General features: G+C 52.0%; 2 rRNA genes (1 of these 2 cut by a window edge). Both read right to left on the reverse strand.

The annotated features are described in order from the left end of the window. Positions 1-108, reverse strand: a 5S ribosomal RNA gene (rrf, locus tag AC2ETI_RS32390); the annotation flags it as partial. 49 nt (positions 109-157) lie between these two features. Next, positions 158-2,500: ribosomal RNA gene (locus AC2ETI_RS32395) — 23S ribosomal RNA — on the reverse strand; it runs 579 nt beyond the window's last position.

Raw genomic sequence — 2,500 nt, forward strand, 5'->3', positions numbered from 1 at the left:
ACGTCCTACTCTCACAGGGACAAGGTCCCAACTACCATCGGCGCTAGAGAGCTTAACTTCCGTGTTCGGTATGGGAACGGGTGTGACCTCTCTGCCATCATCACCAAACTATGAAGGCATATTCCTTCAAAACTAGATAACATTTGCTACATATTATATGGTTAAGTCCTCGATCTATTAGTATTCGTCAGCTCCACATGTCACCATGCTTCCACCTCGAACCTATCAACCTGATCATCTTTCAGGGATCTTACTAGCTTACGCTATGGGAAATCTCATCTTGAGGGGGGCTTCATGCTTAGATGCTTTCAGCACTTATCCCTTCCGCACATAGCTACCCAGCTATGCCCTTGGCAGAACAACTGGTACACCAGCGGTGCGTCCATCCCGGTCCTCTCGTACTAAGGACAGCTCCTCTCAAATTTCCTACGCCCACGACGGATAGGGACCGAACTGTCTCACGACGTTCTGAACCCAGCTCGCGTACCGCTTTAATGGGCGAACAGCCCAACCCTTGGGACCGACTACAGCCCCAGGATGCGATGAGCCGACATCGAGGTGCCAAACCTCCCCGTCGATGTGGACTCTTGGGGGAGATAAGCCTGTTATCCCCGGGGTAGCTTTTATCCGTTGAGCGATGGCCCTTCCATGCGGAACCACCGGATCACTAAGCCCGACTTTCGTCCCTGCTCGACTTGTAGGTCTCGCAGTCAAGCTCCCTTATGCCTTTGCACTCTACGAATGATTTCCAACCATTCTGAGGGAACCTTTGGGCGCCTCCGTTACACTTTAGGAGGCGACCGCCCCAGTCAAACTGCCCACCTGACACTGTCTCCCGGGTCGATAAGACCCGTAGGTTAGAATTTCAATACAGTCAGGGCGGTATCCCACCAGCGCCTCCACCGAAGCTAGCGCTCCGGTTTCAATGGCTCCCGCCTATCCTGTACAAACTGTACCAAAATTCAATATCAGGCTACAGTAAAGCTCCACGGGGTCTTTCCGTCCTGTCGCGGGTAACCTGCATCTTCACAGGTACTATAATTTCACCGAGTCTCTGGTTGAGACAGTGCCCAAATCGTTACACCTTTCGTGCGGGTCGGAACTTACCCGACAAGGAATTTCGCTACCTTAGGACCGTTATAGTTACGGCCGCCGTTTACTGGGGCTTCAGTTCAGAGCTTCGCTTACGCTAACCCCTCTCCTTAACCTTCCAGCACCGGGCAGGTGTCACCCCCTATACTTCGCCTTACGGCTTCGCAGAGAGCTGTGTTTTTGCTAAACAGTCGCTTGGGCCTATTCACTGCGGCTTTCCGTTAAGAAAGCACCCCTTCTCCCGAAGTTACGGGGTCATTTTGCCGAGTTCCTTAACCAGAGTTCTCTCGCACACCTTAGGATTCTCTCCTCGCCTACCTGTGTCGGTTTGCGGTACAGGCACCTTTTATCTCGCTAGAAGCTTTTCTTGGCAGCGGGGAATCAAAGACTTCGCTCCATAAGGAGCTTCCCCATCACAGCTCAGCCTTTACGATAAGCGGATTTGCCTACTTATCAGCCTAACTGCTTGGACGTGCACAACCAATCGCACGCTTCTTCTATCCTTCTGCGTCCCTCCATTGCTCAAACGATAAAGAGGTGGTACAGGAATATCAACCTGTTGTCCATCGCCTACGCCTGTCGGCCTCGGCTTAGGTCCTGACTAACCCTGAGCGGACGAGCCTTCCTCAGGAAACCTTAGGCATTCGGTGGACGGGATTCTCACCCGTCTTTCGCTACTCATACCGGCATTCTCACTTCTAAGCACTCCACCAGTCCTTCCGGTCTGACTTCACTGTCCTTAGAACGCTCCCCTACCACTGATACCATTGGTATCAATCCGCAGCTTCGGTGGTGTATTTAGCCCCGGTACATTTTCGGCGCAGAGTCACTCGACTAGTGAGCTATTACGCACTCTTTAAATGGTGGCTGCTTCTAAGCCAACATCCTAGTTGTCTAAGCAACTCCACATCCTTTTCCACTTAATACACACTTTGGGACCTTAGCTGGCGGTCTGGGCTGTTTCCCTTTTGACTACGGATCTTATCACTCGCAGTCTGACTCCTAAGGATAAGTCATTGGCATTCGGAGTTTGACTGAATTCGGTAATCCGATGAGGACCCCTAGTCCAATCAGTGCTCTACCTCCAAGACTCTTACACTTAAGGCTAGCCCTAAAGCTATTTCGGGGAGAACCAGCTATCTCCAGGTTCGATTGGAATTTCTCCGCTACCCACACCTCATCCCCGCACTTTTCAACGTGCGTGGGTTCGGGCCTCCATTCAGTGTTACCTGAACTTCACCCTGGACATGGGTAGATCACCTGGTTTCGGGTCTACGACCACGTACTAAACGCCCTATTCAGACTCGCTTTCGCTGCGGCTCCGCCTCTTCAGCTTAACCTCGCACGGGATCGTAACTCGCCGGTTCATTCTACAAAAGGCACGCCATCACCCGTTAACGGGCTCTGA

Source organism: Rhodococcus sp. MurmanLake-1, assembly GCF_056945715.1.